We start from the raw sequence: 17,588 nt of genomic DNA, 5'->3' as shown, positions 1-17,588 counted from the left end.
ATAAGGTTGGAGGAATCACATGAAGGACAAGAAAGAGAAGAAGGAAAAAACAAAATTTAATCTTGCATTTGATAATCTGGCAATCCCGGAAGTGCATATTGGAGGAAATGCGCATGGTCAAGGAAATGTGGAACATAAGCATCCGGATGCGGACAGAGAGATGGGGGAAGAGGTTGTAACATTTGCGGATGTTGCAATTCCGGAGGTTCATATCACAAGATATAAAGAGCTTTCTGATATGATTCACAGTCTGCGCAAGAAGCTCCACGAGAATCCGGAGCCTTCCATGCAGGAAGAAAAGACCCGGCATATATTGCAGGAATTTATAAAGCGCCATACAACGTTTGAGGTTGTAGATAAAGGCGTATGGTTTTATGCCGTGAAGAAAGCGGAGAAAGAAAGCGGGAAAGCACCGATTGCGTTCCGGGCGGATATGGATGCGGTATGTGGAAAGGATGGGAAACCGGGACACTACTGCGGACATGATGGGCATAGCAGCATTCTGTGTGGTGTAGCGTTGTATCTTTCAAAGCAGGAAGAATTGCCAGAACGTGATGTATATCTGATCTTTCAGCCGGGCGAGGAGATTGGCGCGGGCGCGAAGATCTGTAAGGAATTACTTACGGAAAAGCAGATTGGAGAGATATACGGATTGCATAATATTCCCGGCTATCCGAAGAACCAGGTATTGCTTCGCAAGGGAACATTTGCATGTGCATCGACCGGGCTTTCGATTCGTATGACCGGAACACCAAGCCATGCAGCATACCCGGAAGCAGGCAGGAATCCGGCTATTCCGATGGCGAAGCTTCTGCTTGAGATCGAGCGGATCACGAAGGAGATGCAAGTGCGGGGTAATTTCGTTCGTATGACTGTGATCGGGGCGGATGTTGGCAGTGCAAATTATGGCGTATCAGCATTTGAAGGTACGTTGCGGCTTACGGTGCGCGCAGAAAAGGAAGATGCATTTGACACATATGTGAATGAGATTAAAGCTCTGGCTGCGACACTTGCAGAAGAAAATCAGCTTACTATAGCCATAGAGGAAATCGAGCGGTTTCCTGCAACGGAGAATCACGATGCAAATGTAGATAAGCTTTTTGCGTGTGCAGAAAAATTACAATTCCCTGTGACAGAGCTTGCACAGCCGATGCGATGGTCGGAAGATTTTGGATATTATCTGCAGGAAGTACCGGGGGCATTCTTCGGTGTGGGCGATGGCGAAGATCATGCACAGCTTCATACAGCGGAGTATGAATTCCCGGATGAGATTATGAAGACCGCGGTTGCAATGCTTGTGGGATTGATATAGGAAAGAAGAATAAAACCATGAATATCGAAGTAAGAGCATATACAGACAATGACATCGAGGCGATGGTGACGATCTGGAACCAGGTTGTCGAAGATGGCGTGGCATTTCCGCAGGAGGAATGTCTGACACCGGAGTCAGGAACCGCATTTTTCGCAGAGCAGACATATTGCGGAGTTGCAGAGGATACGGACACAGGCAGAATCTACGGCATGTACATCCTGCATCCGAACAATGTTGGACGATGTGGACACATCTGCAATGCCAGCTATGCGGTCGACCGGGAATCAAGAGGATTGCATATCGGCGAGAAGCTGGTGTCTGACTGTCTGGCGCAGGGCAAGGCACATGGTTACCGTGTCTTACAGTTCAATGCGGTTGTCGCAAGTAATGTGCATGCACGACACCTGTATGAGCGGCTTGGATTTAAACAGCTTGGCACGATACCGGGTGGCTTCCGCATGAATGATGGGAGTTATGAGGATATCTGCCCATATTATCATGAGCTGTAAAATTGTTAAAAGCTTGTAAACTTGGTTGACGAACCCGGGAAAATGGGGTAGACTACACCACAGGTCGAGTAGAATCATGACGAAATATGGTTTAGGAAGATCTGGCAGTGATAAAGCTGCGAATAGAATAAAAATTATGGAGGTGAGACTATGGACGGTTGCGATAGTACGAGTCGAGCGATACGCGGTGGAAGACATATGGATATACGAACGCAGTTTGGATATAGTCTCATTTTATATATGACGATATAACTGCGTTTAGTTTTCTGTTGTCTGAACCACCGTATGAAAGACGGTGGTATTTTTATGCCCCGGAATAAGGAGGTAGAAGACAATGAAGAAATGGATGAAAAGAAAAAATTATACAGCGCAGTCAAAGAAGCATTTGCGGGATAAGAATCTGCAGGAGGCAGCAAAGGTACTCTCCCTGATGGAAGTCGACGATGCGGTCGATGTCTTGGACGAGGTCGATGATGCAACGAAAAAGCAGGTTGTGGATATGCTCCCTGAGGATGCCGGAAATGATATCCAGATGATCCTCTCCTACGAGGAAGACGAGATGGGTAGTCGTATGACGACGAATTATATCGCCATCCGCAGAGGCATAGATATCCGGCAGGCAATGCGCGAGCTGGTTTCACAGGCAGGTGAAAATGATAATATCGGAACGGTCTATGTATTAGACGAATCCGATAAATACTATGGCGCGATTGACCTGAAGGATCTGATCGTCGCCAGAGAAAATGATACACTGGAATCTATCATCAATACGACGTATCCGTTCGTGACTGATCATGAGAAGATTGAAGATTGTATTGACGAACTGGTGGATTACGCAGAGGATTCCATTCCGGTTTTATCTGAGACAAAGGAATTACTCGGTGTTATCACCGCACAGGATGTCGTGGAGGCTGTCGATGATGAGATGAGCGAGGATTACGCAAAACTCGCTGGTTTGACAGACGAGGAGGATTTGAGAGAAACTACAAAGGAAAGCATGAAGAAACGATTGCCATGGCTGATCATCTTATTGTTCCTTGGCATGGGTGTGTCTTCCGTTGTAGGAGCTTTTGAAGCGGTTGTCGCTGTGCTTCCGATTGTGATGTGCTTCCAGTCGTTGATTCTGGACATGGCAGGGAATGTTGGAACACAGTCGCTGGCGGTTACGATTCGTGTATTGATGGATGAGAACCTGACTGGTAAACAGAAGCTGCATCTCGTATGGAAGGAGATGAAGGTCGGTTTTGTAAATGGCTTGTTGCTCGGCTCTCTGGCATTTGTATTTATTGGTATCTACATCGCCTGCTTCAAGCACAATGCATGGCTGCATGCATTCCTGATTTCCGGTTGCGTAGGTGTATCACTGATGGTTGCCATGGTGATTTCGAGTCTGGTTGGAACCTTGATTCCGATTTTCTTCCACAAAATCAAGATTGATCCGGCAGTTGCATCCGGGCCACTGATTACAACGGTCAATGACCTTGTAGCAGTCGTAACGTACTATGGACTGGCATGGTTGTTCTTGATCCAGATCATGCAGATTGTTTCGTAGGAATGCGGTAAGAGAAATGGATTTAGGAGTTTATATGCTTTTATTACAAGACGTCAAATAGTCAAATAAATGAAAAAAGTAAAAAGCGAATTGCTTGAAAAATATTTTATGCATGTTAAAATATAGTTCGGTTATGAATTGTTTGATTGCGAACAATTCATAACCGAACTTTTTTATCTAATAAAATGAGGATGATAGGGATATCATTTGAAAATGAAATTAGAGACTATATAGATCTGTTATATGTAGATGAAACAGGCTGTATGGCGCAGACAATCTGTTGCAATACAGAGCGTTGGGAAGATACTACTAAGGGAGGGAATTCATGGACGATTGGAAACACGATCATCTGGGAAATCAGATCATCATATTATCAAATCAGGTGAAGCATTATCTGCATCAGGCAGCGGAAGTGGAAGGCATCAGTGGTTCGCAGAGCCGGATCCTGCATTACATTTCTGAATTCAGTAAGAAGACAGAAGTATATCAGAAGGATGTGGAAGAATTCTTCTATCTGCGCCGGTCTACCGTCACCCAGACGTTACAGGCGATGGAGAAGAACGGACTTATCAGGCGCTCCAGCGTTGCCAGAGATGCACGCCTGAAGAAACTGGAACTGACCGAAGCAGGGCAGGCACTCGAAGCAAAAATCCATACACGCGTGATGCAGATGGAGCAGCGTTTGAGCGACTGCTTATCGGAGGAAGAAATCACACAGTTTTTATTGATTACAGATAAGCTTGGGGCCGAATTGATAAGCCTTGGAGCACCAGAAATCAAGCAAGCCTGTAAGTAACCAGAAGGTCACTTGGCTTGCTTTCCTATGATTAAGAGAGTGAGCGACATGATGCAATTTGTAAATGTCCATATTCAATTCTGGAAATATAGATATGTTTGGAACTTAGAAGTACTTGATGTTCTGTAAGTAATCAGCAATGTTTGAACACGATGTTCAAACAAGCCGCCATTGAGCCACGGATGGCGAATTGGCGGCGGTTGCGTGCAGGAGTTCTGTGTGAATCAGAACATCTAGCACTTCTTAGTTTCAATACATCATATATTACCAGAATTGAATATAGACATATATACAAATGCATCATGGACGAAATTGAAGCATAAGAAAGGAGACAACATGTTAAAGACGTTAGGAAAACAAATCAAAGAATTCAAAGCCGCGTCCATCGCAACCCCACTGTTTATGCTGCTGGAAGTTCTGATGGAAACACTCGTCCCGTTCCTGATGGCATCCATCATTGACGATGGCGTCAATGTGCCGGGCGGCGATATCCACCATATCTGCGTAGTCGGTGCATGGATGATCGTGGCAGCGGCAGTCGGACTATTTGCGGGACTTATGGGAGGCCGTTACGGTGCATATGCATCTGCCGGGTTCGCTAAGAATCTGCGGCAGGCGATGTATTATAATATCCAGACATTTTCATTTACAAACATTGACAAGTACAGTACCGCCGGACTGGTGACTCGTATGACGACCGATGTGACGAATGTGCAGAACTCCTACATGATGATCCTGCGTATGGGTATGCGTGCCCCGGCGAGCATGATCTGCGCGATGGTAGCCGCATTTTTGATCAATGCAAGAATCGCAAGCATTTACCTGGTTGCAGTTATTTTGCTGGCACTCGTATTACAGTTCATTATCCGCAAGGCAAATAAATATTTCAATATTGTATTTGAGAAGTACGACGACTTAAATGCCAGCGTGCAGGAGAATGTATCTGCAATCCGGGTCGTTAAGGCATATGTCCGCGAGGAGTATGAGACAAATAAATTCGCACAGGCAAGCGCGAAGCTTTACAACATGTTTGTGCGGGCAGAGAGCATCATCGCCTGCAATATGCCGGTCATGATGTTCACGGTGTATAGCTGCATCCTGTTGATCAGCTGGGTCGGTGCGCATATGATCGTGAGTGATATGCTTACCACAGGCAACCTGATGAGTCTGCTTGCATACTGTATGAATATCCTGATGAGCCTGATGATGCTTTCGATGGTATTTGTCATGATCAGTATGAGTATGGCGAGCGCGAGACGTATCGCAGAGGTTATCAACGAGGATACGACCTTGAAGAATCCGGAACAGCCGGATATGGAAGTAGTGGACGGAAGCGTGGAGTTCGATCATGTATATTTCCGTTACAAGGAGATGGCGAAGGATTTCGTATTAAAGGATATCAATGTAGCAATCAAATCAGGTGAGACGATTGGCATCATCGGCGGAACCGGTAGCGCGAAGACGAGCCTTGTCAGCCTGATCAGCCGTCTGTATGATGTGTCGAAGGGCAGCGTCAGGGTTGGCGGCAAGGATGTCAGGGATTACGACATGGAGACACTTCGAAATGAAGTTGCGGTTGTATTGCAGAAGAATACCTTGTTCAGCGGAACGATCTACGAGAACCTTCGCTGGGGTGACAAGGATGCTACAGACGAGATGTGCAGACGTGCGTGTGAGCTTGCCTGCGCCGATGAATTCATCGAGAAGATGCCGGATGGCTACAACACATATATCGAGCAGGGTGGTTCGAATGTGTCTGGTGGACAAAAGCAGCGTCTGTGTATTGCACGTGCGCTCCTGAAGAATCCGAAGATTCTGATCTTAGATGATTCGACGAGTGCGGTTGATACGGCAACGGATGCGAAGATCCGCGTCGCATTTGCAACCGAGATTCCGAACACAACGAAGATCATCATTGCGCAGCGTATCTCCAGTGTGGAGCATGCGGATCGGATTATCGTCATGCATGAGGGCGAGATTAACGGCATTGGAACGCACGAAGAGTTGCTCGCTGGAAATGATATTTACCGTGAAGTATATGAGTCACAAAATGGTGTCGGCGGAGATTTTGACGAGGCGCCTGTTGCGACGAAGGAGGTGAGCCAGCATGCGTAATCAAAGAGGAAAAGGACCGGAGAATCCGGGCAGACTTCTGAAGCGGTTGATGGGAATGCTGATGAAGCATTATGGCGCAGCAATTATTATCGTTGCAATCTGTATCATCATCAACGTTCTTGCAAACGTACAGGGAACGATGTTTATGCAGCGGTTGATCGACGACTATATCACACCGCTGTTAAAGAGTGAGACGAAGAATTACACCCCATTGCTTCATGCAATCGGACGTGTTGCATGCTTCTATGGAATCGGAATTATTGCTTCGTATTCCTATAACCGGATCATGGTTAATGTCACACAGGGCATGCTGAAAACATTCCGTGATGCAATGTTCACGAAGATGGAGCAGCTTCCAATCAAATATTTCGACACCCATGCGCACGGCGATATCATGTCCATGTATACAAATGATACTGATACGCTGCGACAGATGATCAGCCAGTCAATGCCACAGCTTTTCAACAGTGCGATTACGATTATCAGTACGACCGTCTGTATGTTCATGCTGAACATTCCACTTACGGCACTGACATTTTTCATGGTTGGCATCATGCTGGTGTTGACAAGAAAAATCGGTGGTCTATCCGCGAAGCATTTCATTGCGCAGCAGAAAGATATCGGTACGGTCAATGGTTATATCGAGGAGATGATGCAGGGACAGCGCGTAGTCAAGGTGTTCTGTCACGAAGAGGAGAGCAAGGAAGCATTTGACAAGCTGAATGATGCTTTGTGCGAGAGCTCCTACAAGGCAAATAACTATTCGAATATTTTAGGACCGATCAACGCGCAGCTTGGAAATATCAGCTACGTGCTCTGTGCGATCGTCGGTGGTGTACTGGCGATTGGAAATGTCGGCGGATTCACGCTGGGCGGTCTGGCGAGCTTCCTGACGTTCAACAAGAACTTCAACATGCCAATCAACCAGATCAGTATGCAGATCAATGCAATCGTAATGGCACTTGCCGGAGCGGAGCGAATCTTCAATTTGCTGGACGAGGAGCCGGAAGTGGACGAGGGCTATGTCGAGCTTGTGAATGCAAAGCGCGAAAATGGACAGCTTGTGCCAAGTGAGAAGCGTACCGGACTCTGGGCGTGGGCGCACAAGCATACAAATGGCGATCCAACCACATATGTGGAGCTGAAAGGTGACGTCGTATTTGACGACGTGGACTTCGGATATACCGATGATAAGATTGTGCTGCACAATGTTTCGATGTTTGCACAGCCGGGACAGAAGCTTGCGTTCGTCGGTTCGACCGGTGCCGGAAAGACGACGATCACGAATCTGATCAATCGGTTCTACGATATTCAGGATGGAAAGATCCGGTATGATGGCATCAATATTAACAAGATCAAGAAAGCGGATCTGCGAAGATCACTTGGTATCGTATTGCAGGATACGCATTTGTTCAGTATGAGCGTGCGGGAAAATATCCGCTATGGACGGCTCGATGCGACGGACGAAGAGGTCGAGGCAGCCGCAAAGCTTGCGAATGCTGATGGGTTTATCCGTCGTCTGCCGCAGGGCTATGATACCGTTCTGACTGGCGACGGCGCAAACTTAAGTCAGGGACAGCGTCAGCTTCTTGCCATCGCGCGGGCAGCCATCGCCGATCCGCCGGCGCTTATTCTGGATGAAGCAACAAGTTCGATTGATACAAGAACCGAGCGGCTGGTACAGGATGGTATGGACAAGCTGATGCATGGAAGAACGACATTTGTAATCGCACATCGGTTGTCCACGATCCAAAACAGCGACTGTATCATGGTACTCGAACAGGGACGAATCATTGAACGTGGAACGCACGAAGAACTTCTTGAAAAGAAGGGCAGATATTACCAGTTGTATACCGGAAATGCAGTGCTGGCGTAGGAATATGGCGGAGTATCTGATAAAGGAAATGGCAAGAAAACAAGGTGTGACGGAACAACTGAAAGCGGAGGATATGATGCGATGGATAGGATTGATGAATAACATTCGAGCCTGTGCAGATGAGATTGTATTGAACGAAATTGTGTATTCTTAATAGCATACCAACCGAAAAGGAACTGCTGTCTTAACTGATGGCAGTTTTCTTTTTCGGGAAGTATTCAAGAAGTCATTAAGTTGTGAGTGTAATGGAAGTGGCAGAAAAGTTCACAAAGGTGTGATATAATGAAGCACGCTGAGACGGTCGTTCTCTTGTCCCAACAAAAACCGGATGACAGGATTGAGGTTGAGATAGAGTTGGACGAGCTGGATTTGACCAGTGCGGAAAGTAAGGCGACTTATGAGGAGATTAAGGAGTATGTCTTAAAAGAGCATGGTTTGAAGGTTTCTAACCTGTATATTTCACAGGTAAAAGGGAAATGTGGAATAGAGGTTGGAATGAATTACAATCTGCCAAAGTCCGAAGATAGTAGACAGCCACAGTGTCCGATGGAAAAAGAAAAGGCGATAAGAGATGCGTTGGAGCATTTTGGGATGATTTAGATAGCGAGGTGGTTACATGGCACTAAATTATACATTGTATCATTACGATGGTAGCAGAAATTCTGTTGTAATAACAGATATGGGTGGCAAGGAACTTATAATTGATTGCGATAAGGCAGAAACGCAGGTTGTGTTTGAGGAACCGAATGATGCCGGAATTCTTGCCAGACTTGCAAGAGAGGAACCGGCTAGTTATGTGAGTTTTGCCATGCGACCGGGTGGATTGCAGGATTATGTGGATGTGTGGAATGAGTTGAATTAGGAAAATCCTATCTTGACATTCCTGCTTCACAATGCTAGGATAAAAGCATCTTAAGGAGAGAGGTGAAAAGATGAGAAGATAGTTTACTTTTGATTACATGAATGTTTTTTTGGTATGAGCAAAAAGGCTCATATTGTTTGTCATGTTGCCAAAAGTGGATTATGTTCTCATAACCTCTCTTTTTGTGTGCAAAAGTATAAAGTGACAGGTATATATCCTGCTTTTATTAAATTCATGAGGTTATAGTACGTAACGGGACTGTTTGGCAACAAGCGGTTCCGTTTTTTTTGTTGCCAAAGCCAGCTTGATTACGGAACCCTGAGAGGAGGAATGTATATGTCACAAATTAGTGTAAATAATCTTACTTTTGGCTACGAGGGTAGTTATGATAATGTGTTTGAGAAGGTTTCATTTTCTATTGATACGAATTGGAAACTGGGCTTTATTGGGAGAAACGGGAAAGGGAAAACTACATTTTTGAGATTACTGCTTGGAAAGTATGAGTTTAGCGGTTCTATTCATACGACCACGAGATTTGATTACTTTCCCTATGAGATTGCAGAAGAAAAAATGGAAAACCCGATTGCAGAATTTATGGATGAGTTAAAGCCGAGTTGTGAGCTGTGGAAGGTGATTTGTGAACTTGAAAAATTGTCGGAAAATGCAGATATCCTTTATAGGCCTTTTAAAACCTTGAGTCCGGGAGAACGTACGAAGGCTATGCTTGCGATTCTGTTTTCTGAGGAAAATGATTTTTTGCTGGTAGATGAACCTACCAATCATCTTGATAAAAATTCCAGAGAGATTGTTAAGAATTATCTGGTCGGTAAGAAGGGGTTTATATTGGTTTCTCATGACAGAGATTTATTGGATGCATGTACGAATCATTGTCTGGTGTTAAATCGGAACAGCATTGAGGTGCAGCAGGGTAATTTCTCGACTTGGTGGGAGAACAAACGGCGAAAAGATCAATTTGCTATAGCGGAGAATGAGAAGCACAGGAAGGAAATCAGAAAACTAAATGAGGCTGCAGACAGGGTTTCGGGATGGGCGGATAAAAATGAACGTACCAAGATTGGATTTGATCCCATAAAGGAGCATGACAGGTGTTTGAGTACTCGAAGCTACATTGGTGCAAAAACCAAAAAAATGCAGAGCCGAGTAAAGCAGATGGAGATGCGGATTGAAAAGGAGATTGAGGAGAAGGAAGGACTTTTACAGGATATCGAATCGACGGTGGAATTGAAACTGGTTCCTCTTTCGCATCATAAAAAAACTCTAGTAAATCTGAAGGAGTACGGTCTGCAATACAAAGACGGAAGAGAGCCGCTATTTGAAGGACTGTCTTTTTCGATTGAAAAAGGAGACAGAATTGTTTTGTTGGGAGAGAACGGATGCGGAAAATCCACATTCATAAAAATGGTTTTGCAAAAGTCCGGTTCTTCTACAGAACGTTTGGAAGTGTCTGAAAAGGGATTATGCGAGGTTGCAAGCGGACTTATTATTTCTTATGTGGGACAGGAGACAAAAGAATTAAAGGGTGATATTGAACAATTTTGCGAAGAACATCATTTAAATAAGAGTCTGTTTTGTTCTATCCTTCGGCAGTTGGACTTTGATAGGACGCAGTTTTCAAAAAGCATAGAGAATTATTCGGAAGGACAGAAGAAAAAGGTGCTATTGGCAAAAAGCTTGCTTACACCGGCACATTTGTATATCTGGGATGAACCCTTAAATTATATTGATGTCTTTTCACGTATGCAGTTGGAGCAACTGATTCTTGCGTATGAGCCTACCATTTTATTTGTAGAACATGATGTGAAGTTTTGTGAAAAGATAGCAACCCAAGTGGTGAAGTTGTAAAGGAAAAGGAGGTTAGGCTTATGACAAATATTTTTGTAGAAGGTATTCAAGGTATGGGGAAAAGCACTTTGATAAATGGAATTTCAAAGTTGCTTCCGAAGTTACATGTGTGCAGGGAAGGGGATTATTCACCGGTGGATCTGGCTTGGTGTGCATGGATGTCGGAGGTGGATTATAAAGCGATATTGTTAAAATATCCTGAAGTTGAAAGTGAGATTTTGAAAAATACGATGAAAGAGCAGGAATACTATATTGTTACTTATACCAAGATTAAAACTGAGGTGCTGGGATTTTATAAAGATTTGGAATGTTATGAAATCTATAATGGACGAAAATCGTTGTCGGAGCTAAAGGAGATTATCTTCAATCGGTTTCGCAACTTTACAGAAACGGGATATCTGTTTGAATGTGCATTTTTTCAGAACATAGTGGAGGATATGATACTGTTTCATGTGCTGAGTGATGAAGAAATTATAGAGTTTTATCGGGAATTGTTTTTGCTTCTTGATAGAAAGAATTTTTTGCTTTTGTATCTTTATAGCGATAGATTGGAAGAAAATCTTCAAATCATTCAAAGAGAGCGTTGTGATGAGGAAGGAAATGAGGTATGGTACCAGTTGATGTTAGATTACATCATAAAGTCGCCTTACGGAAAGAAGCATGGTTATAGTGGAGAGAAGGATTTGATTAATCATCTCAAGCACAGACAGGAGTTAGAATTGTCCATTATAAAAGAAGTATTGGGAGAGCATGCGTTAATTCTTCCGGCAAAAGAGTATGACCTTGAGAAGATTATTGCAAAAATTACTTTTTCGGAGAAAATAAGTTATACAATCAGAAAAATAACAAGCGATGAATATGAAGTTTTGGATGATTTTCTCTATGAGGCGATTTTTATCCCGGAAGGTGTAGAAGCACCGCCCAAAGAGATTATCAATGCGCCGGAACTGCAGGTTTATGTGGAGAAATTCGGAAGTAGGGAATGTGACATCTGTTTTGTGGCAGAGATGGAGCCGCAGGCGGAAGAAAGAGGCAAAAAGCTGTTTCGCAATATTATAGGAGCAGTATGGGTTCGTATCATGGATGATTACGGTCACATAGAAGATGGTGTGCCCTCATTTGCAATATCTTTATATGAAGAATACCGCGGATTGGGTATCGGAACTGCTCTTATGAAGCAGATGCTTGCAGAGTTAATGGACAGAGGTTACAGGAAAACGTCTTTGGCAGTGCAAAAAGCAAATTATGCAGTGAAGATGTATCTGAATGTGGGTTTTCAAATCATTGATGAAAACGAAGAAGAGTATATTATGGTATGTGAATTATAATTGATGCCTTTTTGGAAGAACAGGGATATCAAAACGATATAACTGAAAAAAGACTTCATCATGAAATCTATATGTCGGATACTAGAAAAGTTGCACCGGAGAAGTGGAAAACGGTAATCAGGCATCCGATTAAAAAATTGTAGCTTATGGATTTGTAGGTGGGTCAAAATGTGGAGCCACTATAATGCGTGCGCAGGTCATCACGCTGACGCGTGGTGACATATGATATAATGTACTAAATTGAAAGCGATAAAAAAAGTAATTTAGTGTTGAGAAAAAGGTGTTAATATATGAAGAAAAAAATAAGTTTAATATTAAGCATAATATTATATTTAGTTGCTATATTTATTTTGATATATTATTTTAGTGTAGAGTTTAATGAATTATTACGTTTAAGTCCAACTGGAAGAATAGTATTATTACTATCAGGTTGCCTTTTTATGTATTTTGGTGGTTTAGTTTTAACAAAATATATAGATAAGAAATATAAGAATAAGGTTTTAAAAATAAATATAGGTATATGGTTTATTTTATATATTATATTATTATCAACACTTACCTTATTTGATGATTACTTTTTTAGAGGAAATTTTAATATATTGAATTGGAATAGTGAATTGTTTAGAAGTTATATGTCTAACTCATTTAATTTAATTCCATTTAAAACAATATTTGGTTACATTACAAAGTTTATTAGTGGAGATATTGCACCATATATATTTATATATAATATTTTAGGAAATGCAGTTGCTTTAATGCCTTTTGCCTTTTTCTTACCAATATTATAAAAAAAACAAAAGAAATTTAAAAACTTTTTAGTAACAATGATTTGCATAGTTATAGGTATTGAACTGTTGCAATTTATTACAATGTCTGGTTGTTGCGATATTGATGATGTGATTTTAAATGTAATGGGTGCGTTAGTTATGTTTGGTATATTGCGAATAAAATCAATCAACCAATTAATAAGAAACATATTTCTTTTAGAAAAAAATAAAATTGATTATAAAGATTTAGTAAAAAAGATTATTATTATTTTAATACCAATTATCTGTATTATTGGAGTTGTTTTTATAAGCGAAAATAAGTATATAGATAAAAATAGTCAAACTTTTACACACTTAAAGATAATAGATAAAACAAAAGAAGAAAATATTACTTGTAATACTGCATTAGAACAATTTTATGAAGATAAAGAATATATATATTATTTTCCTTGCGAAAAAAGTAAATATGTAATAGTTATATATTCTAATGGTTATCAAGAAACTGTAAAATCATCTTTAGAATATGGAGATATAACTATTGAAGATTTAGAAAGAAATAATATAGAATTTATCAGACAGAAAAAAGATATGAGTAACTGATAAATACCAATTGTTGCTATCCATAAAGCAGATATTTGAATAACAAAAAACATCGTAGAAATACGGTTTCCTTTGATCTGTAATTAGATTGAATAACCTTAAATAATTTCTACTATGTAGATTCCAACGGCGTTCTCATTTCCTGCAAGATTGAATACCCTTAATAATTTTAATAGAAATATCCATCTAAAGAATCGCATACAATCCCATCAACCCAGCCAGAAACACCACATTGACAATCGTAAACCACAGAAAATATTTCCCCTTTTTGCCCGGATATTCCCGGGCAATTTGTTTATAAGAGATCAGGCTTGCCATCGAAGCGATGAGCGTGCCAAGTCCGCCGAGGTTGGCGCCGATGATAAGTGCCTTGCAATTCGTTGTAAATCCCGACAGCAAAAGGGCAGTTGGCACGTTGCTGATAATCTGGCTGGCACCGATTGCAATGTATGTTTCCTGTCCGGTAATGATGCTTTCAAGGAAGGATTGGAAAGCTGGCACGCGCTCCATATTTCCGATGAATACGAAAAATCCGATAAATGTGCCGAGCAGTGCGTAGTCCACGTGAAGCAGAGTTTTTCGCGATACAAGCAGGAACAGTACAAGAATGATCGCAAACAGGATGCGGATGTCCAGAAGTTTGGCGACATTCAACAGGCACAGCACGAATGCGATGCTGTAAAGGATAATCTGCTTTTTCGGAAGTTTAACTGCATTGTCGTTCCGATCGATTACAATGGCATGCTGTTTGATGAAGAACATGGAAATCAGGATTCCAAGTAGCGAAGCAATCGTGTAAGGGAGCATAATTTCCACGAATGTACCGAGGGACATGCCAGATTTCGCATATAGATACAAGTTCTGTGGATTCCCCATCGGCATAAGCATACTTCCGAGGTTCGCAGCGATTGTCTGCATCACAACGACAGGAATGATCAGATGTTCCTTCTCCGACATGGAAAGCACAATGATCGCAAATGGCACAAAGGTAATCAGTGAGACATCGTTTGTGATAAACATGCTGAATACAAATGGAAGCAACACCAGTACAAGAAATAATTGTCTTGTTGTATGAACGTGTGCAAGCAGTGCATTTCCGATCGTGCGGAACAGACCGGTTTCCTTGAATCCAGCCATAACAGCCATCAGGCAGAACAGGAGTGTGATGGAATGCCAGTCGATGTAGGAGATGTATTTTCTGTCCGGATGGACGAGGAACATGGAGAGGATGGCGAGCACAAGGCTTACCATCAGGACGGTTTCTCTTTTTATATATGTAAGTATTTTCTTCATAACGTATCTCGATTCTGTAAAGTTTTTTCCATTATATCACATGTCACTACACGATAGCGTGATGACCTGCGCACGTATCAGAGAACTTCATTATATTAGCATATCATGCCTGCATCATTTTTTATTTTTTCCTGTATTAAACATTGTGTCGTGGATGATATTGGGTGTATTTTGAAAATACGAAATTATTCCCCTATTTCATTCCGATATATTCGTGTTCTATTGGGGGATTTTCCGTATTTCAATATATTTACCCAATAATTTCTGCCCTTTTTTCAAAATCGTTTGGGGGAATATTGGTATATGTGCATTCTTTACCCAATTGGCTTCAATTTCCAGACTTGTGATTGGGGGATTTCTTGATAATGTGAAAAAATCCCCCAATTTGTTTCAGCATGGTTATCCGCAATTGGGGATTCTACTGGAAAATTGAAAATTCCCCCAACTTACCACCGCAAGCCTGTCAAACAGAGTAACAAAAATCTCTATGCTATCCCGCAAAAATCCCTATGATTTCTTGTTGCAAAATCCCCACTGCTCGTGCATAATAGAATACAAATAAATTCTCTTACAAGTCAAGAGAGGAAAAGAGGTAAAAACTATGGGTGACACAAATGATGGAGCAGTCAGAGATGCGAAAAAGCTTGGATTACCGAAGGTTTTGATTTTGGGATTACAGCATATGTTTGCAATGTTCGGTGCAACTATCTTAGTCCCAATTTTAGTGTCCGGGTATTTTGCAGATGCATGTGGGGAGCCATTGACGAGAGGTCTGACCGTATCAGTCACACTTTTCTGTGCAGGCTTTGGTACATTGCTTTTCCATGTATGTTCGAAGTTTAAAGTACCGGCGTTTCTTGGATCTTCGTTTGCATTCTTAGGTGGATTTTCAACCGTTGCCAATCTGGATACCGGTAAATTCGCCGATATGGCAGCAAATGACAAGGTAGCTTATGCCTGCGGTGGCGTGGTAGTAGCCGGTGCATTGTATCTGGTTATGGCATTGATTATCAAGCTGGTTGGCGTAAACCGCGTGATGCGTTTCCTTCCACCGGTTGTAACCGGACCGATCATTATCTGTATCGGACTTTCGCTTGCACCATCCGCAATTTCAAATGCCAGCACAAACTGGTGGCTTGCGGTAATCGCGTTAGCGGTTATCATCATCTTCAATATCTGGGGTAAAGGTATGTTCAAGATCATCCCGATTTTGATGGGTGTTTTGATTTCTTACGTGGCAGCAGTGATCATGAATGCAGCAGGACTTACGAATCCGGATGGCAGTGCGATCATCGCATTTGAGTCGGTGAAATCCGCAAGCTTCTTCGGTGTACCACAGTTCCAGTTTGCAAAATTTGATCTCACATCGATTCTGGTTATGGCACCAATCGCAATCGCTGCGATGATGGAGCATGTGGGTGATATGTCAGCTATTTCTGCAACCGTTGGCAAGAACTTTATTCAGGACCCGGGTCTGCACCGTACATTAGTTGGTGATGGTCTTGCAACTGCATTTGCAGGAGCAATCGGCGGACCTGCAAACACAACATACGGTGAGAACACAGGTGTATTAGAGCTTTCCAAAGTATACGATCCGATGGTTATCCGTCTGGCAGCCGTATTTGCAATCGTACTGTCCTTCATTCCGAAGTTCGCAGCTGTCATTTCCACGATGCCATCAGCGATTATTGGCGGTGTATCCTTCATGTTATATGGTATGATTTCAGCCATCGGTGTGCGGAATGTCGTTGAGAATAAGGTAGATCTGACACGTTCCAGAAACCTGATTATTGCTGGTGTGATCTTCGTCTGTGGACTTGGTTTCTCAAACGGTATCACATTTACAATCGGGGAGACATCTATCACACTGACAGCACTTGCTATTGCAGCAATTGCTGGAATTCTGTTAAATGCGATTCTGCCGGGAAATGATTATCAGTTTGGTGCAAACCCAGATGGTGACCAGAGTCGTGGTGTCTTTGTAAAGTCTAAGGAATAAATATAATAACAAAAGCAAAAAACTAGAAAAAAGGAGATTACAAAAAGGATTTTAAAAACGAAAAAAATATTACGATTTTTGAGCATCCGTTGATTCAGCATAAGATTTCGATTCTGCGTGACAAGAATACAGGAACCAATGAGTTCCGGAAGCTCGTAGAGGAGATTGCGATGCTTGAAGGATTTGAAGCACTTGGTGACCTGCCATTGCAGGATGTGGAGATTGAGACTCCGATCGAGAAATGTATGACTCCGATGATTTCCGGCCGTAAGCTCGCTATCGTTCCAATTCTTCGTGCAGGTCTTGGTATGGTGCCGGGCGTGCTTGCTCTTGTACCATCTGCAAAGGTTGGACATATCGGTATGTACCGGGATGAGGAGTCGCACATTCCACATGAGTATTACTGTAAGCTTCCGAATCCGATTGATGAGAGAATTATCGTGGTAACCGATCCGATGCTTGCAACCGGTGGCTCCGCCGTGGATGCCATCACACAGATTAAGGAACATGGTGGGAAGAAGATTAAGTTCATGTGTATCATTGCAGCGCCGGAAGGTGTACAGAAGCTGCATGAAGCACATCCAGATGTACAGATCTATGTTGGACATTTGGATCGTGAGCTGAATGAGAATGCGTACATTTGTCCGGGACTTGGCGATGCGGGCGACCGTATCTTCGGTACAAAATAACGGAAAAAACTGACTATAAGGTCACAT

Annotated in this window: 15 protein-coding genes and 2 pseudogenes; 16 read left to right on the top strand and 1 reads right to left on the bottom strand. The window is 42.5% G+C overall.

Features of this window, described 5'->3' with window-relative positions; all coding sequences use genetic code 11:
* The first annotated feature begins 19 nt into the window (after positions 1 to 19).
* From H9Q76_RS10290 to H9Q76_RS10225, 14 genes and pseudogenes are all read left to right on the top strand, one after another.
* The gene (locus H9Q76_RS10290; RefSeq protein ID WP_249321059.1) at positions 20 to 1,312 is read left to right on the top strand and encodes a M20 metallopeptidase family protein; all 1,293 of its coding nucleotides are present in this window, start codon (positions 20 to 22) and stop codon (positions 1,310 to 1,312) included.
* Between the two features lie 17 nt (positions 1,313 to 1,329).
* Positions 1,330 to 1,821: a GNAT family N-acetyltransferase gene (locus H9Q76_RS10285; protein WP_118671581.1), complete on the top strand. Its 492-nt coding sequence runs from the start codon at positions 1,330 to 1,332 to the stop codon at positions 1,819 to 1,821.
* Between the two features lie 334 nt (positions 1,822 to 2,155).
* Entirely contained in the window at positions 2,156 to 3,373 is a 1,218-nt protein-coding gene (gene mgtE / locus H9Q76_RS10280) for a magnesium transporter (protein WP_118671580.1), read from the top strand.
* A 325-nt stretch (positions 3,374 to 3,698) separates the two neighbouring features.
* Positions 3,699 to 4,169, top strand: a complete 471-nt coding sequence (locus H9Q76_RS10275) for a MarR family winged helix-turn-helix transcriptional regulator (protein ID WP_249321058.1) — start codon at positions 3,699 to 3,701, stop codon at positions 4,167 to 4,169.
* A 336-nt stretch (positions 4,170 to 4,505) separates the two neighbouring features.
* Entirely contained in the window at positions 4,506 to 6,284 is a 1,779-nt protein-coding gene (locus H9Q76_RS10270) for an ABC transporter ATP-binding protein (RefSeq protein WP_249321057.1), read from the top strand.
* Positions 6,277 to 8,160, top strand: a complete 1,884-nt coding sequence (locus H9Q76_RS10265) for an ABC transporter ATP-binding protein (RefSeq protein ID WP_249321056.1) — start codon at positions 6,277 to 6,279, stop codon at positions 8,158 to 8,160. The genes H9Q76_RS10270 and H9Q76_RS10265 overlap by 8 nt, the downstream gene beginning before the upstream one ends.
* A 28-nt stretch (positions 8,161 to 8,188) precedes the next feature.
* Positions 8,189 to 8,314 carry a TnpV protein gene (locus H9Q76_RS10260; protein WP_243023035.1) on the top strand — a complete coding sequence of 42 codons (126 nt, stop codon included), beginning with the start codon at positions 8,189 to 8,191 and terminating at the stop codon, positions 8,312 to 8,314.
* Between the two features lie 134 nt (positions 8,315 to 8,448).
* Positions 8,449 to 8,760 (top strand): annotated as a pseudogene (locus H9Q76_RS10255) (23S rRNA (uracil-5-)-methyltransferase RumA); the annotation flags it as partial.
* A 16-nt stretch (positions 8,761 to 8,776) separates the two neighbouring features.
* The gene (locus H9Q76_RS10250; RefSeq protein ID WP_118374115.1) at positions 8,777 to 9,022 is read left to right on the top strand and encodes a hypothetical protein; all 246 of its coding nucleotides are present in this window, start codon (positions 8,777 to 8,779) and stop codon (positions 9,020 to 9,022) included.
* Between the two features lie 336 nt (positions 9,023 to 9,358).
* On the top strand, positions 9,359 to 10,885 hold the full coding sequence (gene abc-f, locus H9Q76_RS10245) for a ribosomal protection-like ABC-F family protein (RefSeq protein ID WP_118374116.1): 1,527 nt from the start codon (positions 9,359 to 9,361) through the stop codon (positions 10,883 to 10,885).
* An 821-nt stretch (positions 10,886 to 11,706) separates the two neighbouring features.
* Positions 11,707 to 12,213, top strand: coding sequence for a GNAT family N-acetyltransferase (locus tag H9Q76_RS13905; RefSeq protein ID WP_118374119.1), 507 nt, complete (start codon positions 11,707 to 11,709; stop codon positions 12,211 to 12,213).
* Positions 12,214 to 12,221: 8 nt separating this feature from the next.
* Positions 12,222 to 12,356 (top strand): annotated as a pseudogene (locus H9Q76_RS14040) (GyrI-like domain-containing protein); the annotation flags it as partial.
* Positions 12,357 to 12,503: 147 nt separating this feature from the next.
* On the top strand, positions 12,504 to 13,001 hold the full coding sequence (locus tag H9Q76_RS10230) for a hypothetical protein (protein WP_118671579.1): 498 nt from the start codon (positions 12,504 to 12,506) through the stop codon (positions 12,999 to 13,001).
* Positions 13,002 to 13,067: 66 nt separating this feature from the next.
* Positions 13,068 to 13,580 (top strand): VanZ family protein, encoded by a 513-nt coding sequence (locus tag H9Q76_RS10225; protein ID WP_243100415.1) that lies wholly within the window; start codon positions 13,068 to 13,070, stop codon positions 13,578 to 13,580.
* A gap of 186 nt (positions 13,581 to 13,766) precedes the next feature.
* Here H9Q76_RS10225 and H9Q76_RS10220 read toward each other — a convergent pair whose 3' ends face one another.
* On the bottom strand, positions 13,767 to 14,873 hold the full coding sequence (locus H9Q76_RS10220) for an SLC13 family permease (protein ID WP_118374185.1): 1,107 nt from the start codon (positions 14,871 to 14,873) through the stop codon (positions 13,767 to 13,769).
* A gap of 601 nt (positions 14,874 to 15,474) precedes the next feature.
* On the opposite strand from H9Q76_RS10220, the gene H9Q76_RS10215 reads away from it, so the two are divergent.
* Together H9Q76_RS10215 and upp are read left to right on the top strand one after the other, a co-directional pair.
* Positions 15,475 to 16,872, top strand: a complete 1,398-nt coding sequence (locus tag H9Q76_RS10215; RefSeq protein WP_249321055.1) for a uracil-xanthine permease family protein — start codon at positions 15,475 to 15,477, stop codon at positions 16,870 to 16,872.
* Between the two features lie 68 nt (positions 16,873 to 16,940).
* Positions 16,941 to 17,561 carry a uracil phosphoribosyltransferase gene (gene upp, locus H9Q76_RS10210; RefSeq protein WP_330594839.1) on the top strand — a complete coding sequence of 207 codons (621 nt, stop codon included), beginning with the start codon at positions 16,941 to 16,943 and terminating at the stop codon, positions 17,559 to 17,561.
* Positions 17,562 to 17,588 lie beyond the last annotated feature (27 nt).

The organism is Wujia chipingensis, assembly GCF_014337155.1.
In the GTDB taxonomy this organism is placed as follows: Bacteria; Bacillota; Clostridia; order Lachnospirales; family Lachnospiraceae; genus Coprococcus_C; species Coprococcus_C hominis.
The sequence above is the reverse complement of the archived record's forward strand: the minus strand, read 5'-3'. Positions and strand labels throughout refer to the sequence as shown.